7 protein-coding genes and 2 pseudogenes are annotated in these 9,038 nt (G+C 43.1%); 8 read left to right on the forward strand and 1 reads right to left on the reverse strand.

Going from position 1 to position 9,038, the window contains the following annotated elements; translation table 11 throughout:
* The 3 genes and pseudogenes from AC075J_RS05365 to AC075J_RS05375 all read left to right on the forward strand — a co-directional run.
* Positions 1 to 408: pseudogene (locus tag AC075J_RS05365) on the forward strand (hypothetical protein); the annotation flags it as partial.
* A gap of 143 nt (positions 409 to 551) precedes the next feature.
* Positions 552 to 914, forward strand: coding sequence for a hypothetical protein (locus tag AC075J_RS05370; protein WP_476390116.1), 363 nt, complete (start codon positions 552 to 554; stop codon positions 912 to 914).
* 2 nt (positions 915 to 916) lie between these two features.
* Entirely contained in the window at positions 917 to 1,288 is a 372-nt protein-coding gene (locus tag AC075J_RS05375; protein ID WP_020993849.1) for a GerW family sporulation protein, read from the forward strand.
* A gap of 333 nt (positions 1,289 to 1,621) precedes the next feature.
* Here AC075J_RS05375 and rpmB read toward each other — a convergent pair whose 3' ends face one another.
* A complete protein-coding gene (gene rpmB / locus AC075J_RS05380) occupies positions 1,622 to 1,810 on the reverse strand; it encodes a 50S ribosomal protein L28 (protein ID WP_019161496.1) in 189 nt (62 codons plus the stop codon).
* Between the two features lie 208 nt (positions 1,811 to 2,018).
* Here rpmB and AC075J_RS05385 point away from each other — a divergent pair, with 208 nt between their 5' ends.
* From AC075J_RS05385 to AC075J_RS05405, 5 genes and pseudogenes are all read left to right on the forward strand, one after another.
* Positions 2,019 to 2,378, forward strand: a complete 360-nt coding sequence (locus tag AC075J_RS05385) for an Asp23/Gls24 family envelope stress response protein (protein ID WP_020993850.1) — start codon at positions 2,019 to 2,021, stop codon at positions 2,376 to 2,378.
* Between the two features lie 58 nt (positions 2,379 to 2,436).
* Positions 2,437 to 4,072: pseudogene (locus AC075J_RS05390) on the forward strand (DAK2 domain-containing protein).
* Between the two features lie 349 nt (positions 4,073 to 4,421).
* Entirely contained in the window at positions 4,422 to 6,476 is a 2,055-nt protein-coding gene (recG, locus tag AC075J_RS05395) for an ATP-dependent DNA helicase RecG (protein WP_022380999.1), read from the forward strand.
* Positions 6,477 to 6,699: 223 nt separating this feature from the next.
* Positions 6,700 to 7,359, forward strand: coding sequence for a DUF6465 family protein (locus AC075J_RS05400; RefSeq protein ID WP_008704312.1), 660 nt, complete (start codon positions 6,700 to 6,702; stop codon positions 7,357 to 7,359).
* A gap of 313 nt (positions 7,360 to 7,672) precedes the next feature.
* A partial coding sequence (locus tag AC075J_RS05405; RefSeq protein ID WP_476390117.1) for a FeoB small GTPase domain-containing protein occupies positions 7,673 to 9,038 on the forward strand: 1,366 nt, incomplete at its 3' end.

The raw sequence follows: 9,038 nt of genomic DNA on the forward strand, positions 1-9,038 counted from the left end.
GCATCAGCTGTCAAGGCAGAAGGTGGCTGGAAACAGACAGAGGGAGAGGGTATCGTAAGCTGGCTGTTTCATGGGATTTCGCTGAGAGCGGAATGGAAAGATGAGCAGATGGAGATATCCTTTCATCTGTTTGGAATTCCCGTAGACAAGTTGTTGAAAAAACGGCAGGAGAAGAGGGCTGTAACAAAGAAATCCGGGAAAAATCCGGAGAAATCCGGCGCAGAAAAGGTATCTGTATCCGGCACAGACGGAAACAGGGAAGAAGAGCATAAAAAATCAGTGGTTGATCACCCGAAATCAGAGAATATGGAGACTGAGGATCGAAAACAGACAGAAATTCAGCTTCAGATACATCTGCTGATACAGAGAGGATCAGAAACAGTCAGATATCCGGACAGCAGGAACTGAATGCAGATGATACAGATCAGAATAGTCTAAAGAAGAGGCAGTTTTTTATAAAAAGGATTTATGACCGGATCCGAAATATATTTCAGTTGATTCGTACAAAACTGCAAAATATCCGCAGGACATTCGGGAAGATTAAAAAGAATGTGTCCTGGTGGAAGGCGTTTATAGAACATCCCAGAGTGACAGCTGCCAGAAAACTTGTATGGAAACATGGAAAATTTTTGCTTAAGCATATTTTTCCTACAAGGATAGAAGGGCAGGTTACTTTTTCTTTTGAAGAATCGGCGCTGACAGGTGCGGCACTTGCTGTACTTGGGATGACAATTCCATTTCACAAAAACTGTATACAGATCAATCCCCGTTTTGACAGTGAGAATTATCTGTATGGAAACATTAGGGCAAAAGGCAGGATCTACGGATTTGTTCCTGTGCGGGCAGCAGTGAGTATTTATTTCAATAAAAATATAAAATACGTTATAAAACGTTGGAAAACCAGGAGGGCATGACCATGGCAAATGAAAACAATTTTAAAGAAACCGTAAATTCATTATTCAAGGGAATGGACAGTTTTATTTCTGCGAAAACAGTGGTAGGAGAGGCAATCCATGTAGGCGATACGATCATTCTTCCTCTGATGGATGTATCTTTCGGTGTAGGTGCCGGTGCTTTTTCCGGAGAGAAGAAGGATAACGGCGGCGGCGGAATGGCAGGAAAGATGACTCCCTGTGCAGTGCTTGTGATCCAGAATGGAACAACAAAGCTGGTCAATGTGAAAAATCAGGATGGTCTCACCAAGATCCTTGATATGGTTCCGGATTTTGTAGACCGTTTTACCTCCGGAAAAGGTGACGAAGAATCTGTCGGCGAATCAGAAAAATAATTTTTGCATAGACTATAGCAAACCGATGAAAAAGGTGCAGAAGAATTGGAAAAGCTGTTCGGCTTTATGCTGTTTTTCATAGGGATTGGGATGATAATCGGGATGCTGATCGCAGAAAATGTGGTTCTGGTGGTTTCGGCCGGAGTTTTCCTGTTGTTGGGATATCATCTTTTCTGTCATTAACTTTACAGAAGATTGCGAATATCCCGTTTGACATATGAAATAAAAAAAGACTGTCAGCTCAGGCAGAATATTCGGTAAAGAATATCTGAACAGAGGGACAGTCTTTTTTGCAAAAAAAATACCCCTGTTGCAACAGGGGTAATGGTGTTATTATGCTCTTTCTACTTTACCGGATCTTAAGCAAGAAGTACATACATATGTCTTTCTAGCTCCACCCTCAGCAGTCTTGATTTTAACGGATTTTACGTTAGATTTCCACATTTTATTGGATCTTCTATGTGAATGACTTACATTATTTCCGAAATGAGCAGCTTTCTCACAGATTGCACATTTAGCCATGATAGCACCTCCTTGACGCTTTATTGTTACTGTCGTGCTGTGTGCATAGCGTCTGAACAGTAACCTTGTGTTCAACAGATTACATTGTAACAGATGAATTGTGCTTTTGCAAGCAAAAAAAGGAAAAAACTCAAAAATTATATTTCTTTTTCTGTGAAAAGAGGTTATAATACACTTACATACAATAATGAGCATTGGAGGTAACCATATGAATGGACGTATAGATTCCGGATTAGGTCAGATCATAATTGACACAGATGTAATCGCAACCTACGCAGGAAGCGTTGCTGTAGAATGTTTTGGTATCGTAGGCATGGCTGCAGTCAGTATGAAGGACGGACTGGTAAAGCTTCTTGGAAAGAACAGCCTGAAACATGGCATCAGCGTCAGAATTACAGAGGACAATAAAATCCGCCTGAATTTCCATGTTATTGTGGCATATGGCGTGAATATAAGTACAATTGCAGACAACCTTGTCAGCAATGTCAAATATAAAGTCGAGGCCTTTACAGGAATGGAGATCGATAAGATCGATATTTATGTAGAAGGCGTACGCGCAATTGATTAGGATAGAGGAGGAACTTGTGGTGAATAACAAAACCATAGATGCCAGAATACTTTCCAGGATGTTTCTTGCAGGAGCCGAAGAATCTGGAAGCTAAAAAAGAATGGATCAACGAACTGAACGTATTTCCGGTACCGGATGGAGATACAGGAACCAATATGACAATGACGATCATGGCAGCAGCAGCAGAAGTAGGTTCTCTGGGAGAGCCTGACATGGAGTCACTGGCCAAGGCGATTTCTTCCGGTTCCCTGCGCGGTGCAAGAGGTAACTCAGGTGTTATTCTTTCTCAGCTTCTGCGTGGTTTTACCAGAAGTGTTAAGAACAGTAAGGAACTGGATGCCATTGACATCGCGGCAGCCATGGAGAAAGGTGTGGAGACTGCATATAAGGCAGTCATGAAACCGAAGGAAGGAACAATCCTTACTGTTGCAAGAGAGGCTGCTGCCAAGGCTGTAGAGCTTGCGGAGACAGCAGAGGATCTGGATACATTTTTCCAGAGCGTGATCGCTCATGCGGAGGAAACTCTGGCAAAGACACCGGAGATGCTGCCGGTTCTGAAAGAAGCAGGAGTAGTGGATTCCGGCGGACAGGGACTTCTGGAAGTATACCATGGTGCATATGATGGTTTCCTTGGCAAAGAGATTGATTATACACAGTTTGACAAGGCAAAAGGTCCTGCTGTGACTAAGATCGATGCACAGACAGAGGCTGATATTAAATTTGGTTATTGTACAGAGTTTATTATTCTTCTGAACCAGCCGATGTCCGAGGAGACAGAGCATGAATTTAAGAAATTCCTGATGTCTCTTGGTGATTCTATTGTGCTTGTTGCAGATGACGAGATTGTGAAGGTTCATGTTCATACCAATCATCCTGGACAGGCTATTGAGAAAGCCCTTACCTTTGGTGCACTTTCACGTATGAAGATCGACAATATGCGTGAGGAGCATCAGGAGAAGCTTATAAAGGATGCCGAGAAAATGGCGAAAGAACAGGCAGAACAGGAAGAAAAAGAAGAAGCAGCACAGCCGCCGAAGGAAGTTGGCTTTATTTCCGTATCTGTGGGAAAGGGAATGACAGAGATCTTTAAGGAACTGGGTGTGGATTACCTGATCGAGGGCGGTCAGACGATGAACCCGAGTACAGAGGATATGCTCAATGCCATTGCAAAAGTAAATGCAAAGACTATTTATATTTTCCCGAACAATAAGAATATTGTTCTTGCTGCAAACCAGGCAAGGGATCTTACTGAGGATAAAGAGATCGTGGTTGTGCCGACTAAGACCATTCCGCAGGGAATTACTGCCATGATCAGTTATGTGCCCGAGAAGAACAGTGCGGAGAATACTGAGGCTATGCTTCAGGCAATCGAACATGTGAAGACCGGACAGATCACGTATGCTGTGCGTGATACAAGGATTGATGATAAGGAGATCCATGAGGGTGATATGATGGGTATCGGTGATCATGGAATCCTGGCTGTTGGCAAGGACCGCATGGAAGTTGCCAAGGAGACAGTTGCCCAGATGGTGGATGATGAGTCTGAGGTGATCAGTATTTATTATGGTGCTGATACTGAGGAGGCTGAAGCTGAGGAGCTGGCAACGGCTCTGGAGGAGGCTTATCCGGATTGTGATGTGGAACTGAATGCGGGTGGACAGCCGATTTATTATTATGTTATTTCTGTAGAGTAGGATAATAGAGTTTTTGAGAGAGATAAACGAATAGTTCATGTGATGAAAACGGGTATAGGCCATTGTTGAGGGTGGGTATATCCGTTTTCGTGTTATAAAAGGGGCCGGCAGGAAAATATTTGTGTCAGGATGCGGTTTCGGCATCTAAGAGATACCTGCAAATGCATCCTGACACAAATATTTTCCTGCCTGAGATTTGGATAGTGGAAGTTTATTGTCGGCAGATTATTGTGATTGAAGAATGAGGGTTGCTTGATTTGGTTATTTTTTGCAGGGATAAGATAGATAATTTTTACTGGCTGTAAGGGATATTCATAATTATATTGTAGTAGAAAGGAATCGGTGGTATATGTCAACATCTTTGCGTACTTTGAAGGGCGTGGGGGAGAAAACGGAAAAGTTATTTGCGAAAATAGGAGTTACGGATATGGAATCTCTTCTGAGTTATTATCCACGTAATTATGATGCGTATGAGGAGCCTGTTGAGATCCGGTCTCTGGAAGAGGGAGCTGTTGTGGCGATTTCTGTGGCGGTTATAACGGGTGTGTATGTGAATCAGGTGCGGAATCTTCAGGTGATCACGACCACTGTGGCAGATCTTACGGGGAAAATTTCTGTTACGTGGTTTAATGCACCGTATCTGCGTTCTGCAGTCAGGAAAGGCAGCAGGTTTGTTCTGCGGGGGCGTGTCGTCAGGAAGCAGGGGAAGCTGCAGATGGAGCACCCTGAGATTTTTACGCCTGCGGCTTATGAGGAGATTCTGCACAGTCTTCAGCCGATTTATGGACTGACTGCGGGGCTTTCTAATAAGACGATCGTGAAGCTGATCCATCAGGTGCTTGATGAGCAGAAGCTTCAGACAGAGTATTTGGCAGATGAGTATAAGGAGAGGTATCACCTGGCAGACAGGAATTTTGCGATTCCTGCGATTCATTTTCCCAAAAATATGCAGGAGCTGTTAGCTGCAAGGAGAAGGTTGGTGTTTGACGAGTTTCTTCTTTTTATTCTTGCTGTGCAGTCTTTGAAGGAGAAGACGGAGGAAGCACCGAATGCGTTTCCCATGCATCCGGTATGGACGACAGAGCAGATTATTGAAAGTCTGCCCTATGATCTGACAAAGGCGCAGTTGAATGTGTGGCATGAGATTGAGAGGGATTTAAGCGGCCAGGCTCTGATGTCCAGACTGGTTCAGGGAGATGTAGGAAGTGGTAAGACGATCCTTGCGTTTCTTGCAATGATCATGACTGTGGAGAATGGATATCAGGCAGTGCTTATGGCACCTACGGAGGTTCTTGCAAGGCAGCATTTTCAGGCAATGGAGAAGTTGCTGCAGGAACAGAATATTGATTTTGGGCATCCGGTTTTGCTGACAGGATCAGATACCGCAAAGGAGAAAAGGGAAAAATATGTGCTGATCGCGTCAAAAGAGGCTAACCTGGTGATAGGAACGCATGCGCTGATTCAGGAAAAAGTGCAGTACAATAATCTTGGACTGGTTATTACAGATGAGCAGCATCGTTTTGGTGTGAAACAGAGGGAAGCACTGACTACTATGGGAAACCCGCCTAATGTGCTGGTGATGAGTGCTACACCGATTCCAAGGACGCTGGCGATCATTATATACGGGGATCTGGATATTTCAGTAATTGATGAACTTCCTGCGCAGAGACTTCCCATTAAAAATTGTGTGGTGGATACTTCTTATAGGCCGAAGGCTTATTCCTTTATGGAGAAGCAGATCCGTCAGGGACGGCAGGTTTATGTGATCTGTCCAATGGTGGAGGAGAGCGAAGGGATGGATGGGGAAAATGTGCTGGATTATACCCTGAAGCTTCGCAATGTTTTTTCGCCGGATATAAAGATTGCTTCTCTTCATGGAAAGATGAAAGCGAAAGAGAAGAATGTGATCATGGAGGCTTTTGCCGCAGGGGAAATTCAGATCCTGGTATCTACTACTGTAGTTGAGGTAGGAGTGAATGTGCCTAATGCTACAGTGATGATGGTGGAGAATGCCGAGCGTTTCGGGCTGGCACAGCTTCATCAGCTTCGTGGGCGTGTCGGTAGAGGGGAATATCAGTCATATTGCATTTTTATGCAGGGAAATGGTGCAAAGGAAATTTCTAAACGTCTGCAGATCCTGAATAAATCCAACGATGGATTTTATATTGCAGGAGAGGATCTGAAGCTTCGCGGTCCTGGTGATCTTTTTGGAATCCGCCAGAGTGGTCTGCTGGAATTTAAACTGGGGGACATCTATCAGGATGCGGATATCCTGAAAGCTGCCAGTGAAACGGCTTCGGAGATTCTGTCCCTTGATGCGGATTTAAGCCTTCCGCAGAATGAGGAACTTCAGAGGAGACTTTCGGCATATATGAAGGAAGATCTGCAGAATCTAGGACTATAGAAAATGACGGATACAGAGTAAAAAATAATACTGTTCATGTTACTGTTCATAAGATGCCTAAATTATAAAAACAGAAAAACATTGCAAAAGCAGAAGATTCGTAGTATTCTATTTTCATAAAAGAATGTTACTGTTTATCATATTTTCGGTAACATAAGAATACCTGTAACTGTACAAAACTGAGCAGTTACGAATACTTATACCTTGTAAGGAGGCTAATCATATGGCAACAAAAGCAACTACAGCAGATCTCAACACATCCACTGCGAAGACAACCGAAGTTAAAGAGGCTCCTGCAAAGACAACTGCTGAAGAAGTAGCTGTAAATAAAGAAGCAAACAAGAAAGAAACTGCTGAAACAGAGACTGTAAAGAAAGAAACAACAGCAAAGAAACCGGCAGCAAGAAGAACAAGAAAGACTGCAGAAAAGAAATCAGCAGAAGCAGAGAAAGAAACCGAGAAGAAAGAAACAGCTAAAGCAGCAGACACTGTAGAAAAGAAACCGGCAGAAACAGAGAAAGAAGCCGAGAAAAAAGAGACAGCTAAAACAACAAAGACTGCTGCAAAACCAACAAAAACAACGAAAAGAACTACAAAGAAGGCTCCTGCTAAGACAGCTGAGAAACCGGCTGAAGAGACAGCTGCCGAGAAGAAGACAACAAGAAGAACCACTAAGAAAGAAGCAACAGCAGAAGTATATATTCAGTTCATGGGCAGAGAAGTATATACAAAAAATATTTTAAGTAATGTCAGAAGAATCTGGACAGACGAACTGGGTAAAAAGGAGAAAGATCTCAAAGATATTAAGATTTATATCAAACCTGAAGAGAACAAAGCATATTATGTAATTAACGGTGATATTACAGGTTCTGTGTGGATCTGACATATAAAAGATAAGAACAATTTTCAAATCTCATGACAATCACATAAATCAGTTACTTGAGAATGATCAGAATAATAAGTAATGAAGTAATCACAGACAGGTTTAATGACCTGTCAGGTTAAGACATTGAGAAACTCAGATGATAGCATAAATTCATCTGAGTTTTTTGTGCTTTCGGTTATAAAAAAATTGAGACATACCTGCTACTTGACAAAAATTATCAGTTAGTATAAGCTATCTGCATAAGGTTATTGAGAAAAATCGGTTATAGCAATGATAACCAAATACAAATACAAAAGGTGAGCGACTGAAAATGACATTAAAAGATTTGGAAATCGGAAAAAGTGCTGTGATCACGTCGGTTGGCGGCAAGGGTGCCCTGCGTCAGCATTTCCTGGATATGGGTATGATTCCGGGAGCTGAGGTCACAGTCGTGAAGTTTGCACCCATGGGAGATCCCATGGAATTACAGGTACATGGATATGAACTGACGTTAAGACTTGCGGAAGCAGAGCAGATAGAAATCGAACAGATCCCGAAGCGAAGCAGAAGTCACGCCGGAATAGAGGCTGTAAGCGACCTGGCACATCCGGGACTTGGAGAGGATGGAAAGTATCATTCCAGAGAAGATGAACATCCACTGCCTGAGGGAACTACACTGACGTACGCATTGGTGGGAAATCAGAACTGTGGAAAAACTACACTGTTTAACCAACTGACAGGTTCCAGTCAACATGTGGGAAACTTTCCAGGAGTAACGGTGGATCGTAAGACCGGTTCGATTAAAGGCCATCCGGATACAGAAATCACAGACCTTCCGGGAATTTATTCCATGTCCCCTTACAGCAGTGAGGAGATTGTCTCCAGAAATTTTGTCCTGGATGAGAAACCAAGTGCGATCATCAACATTGTGGATGCTACCAATATTGAGAGAAACCTGTATCTGACCATGCAGCTTCTGGAGATGGATATTCCTATGGTAGTTGCAATGAACATGATGGATGAAGTGCTGGGAAATCAGGGTTCTATAGATGTAAATAAGATGGAATCGCTGCTTGGAGTACCTGTAATCCCTATTTCCGCAGCAAAGAATGAAGGGGTTGATGAGCTGGTTGACCATGCGTTACATATAGCGAAATATCAGGAACATCCACTGCGTCAGGATTTCTGTGATAAGAGTGACCATGACGGTGCAGTACACCGCTGTATTCATGCGGTCATGCACCTGATTGAGGATCATGCGGCGCAGGCTGATATTCCTACCCGTTTTGCAGCAACCAAGGCAATCGAGGGAGATCCGCTGATTCTTGAGAAGCTGAAGCTGGACACAAATGAGACGGAGATGCTGGAGCATATCGTACAGCAGATGGAAACAGAGCGTCAGGTTGACAGAAGTGCTGCAATCGCAGATATGCGTTTTGACTTTATTGAGCGTTTGTGTGAACAGACAGTTGTAAAGCCTAAAGAAAGCAAAGAAAGAATCAGAAGTGAGAAAATTGATAAGATTCTTACAGGAAAATATACAGCGATTCCCTGTTTCATCGGAATCATGGTATTGGTATTTTATCTTACCTTTAATGTGATCGGAGCGTGGCTTCAGGGGCTTCTGGAGATTGGAATTGATAAGGTTTCTGCGCTGGTAGAAGCAGCACTGACAGCAGCAAATGTAAACAGTGCCA

Source organism: Blautia sp. ZXY-1-C6, assembly GCF_056339875.1.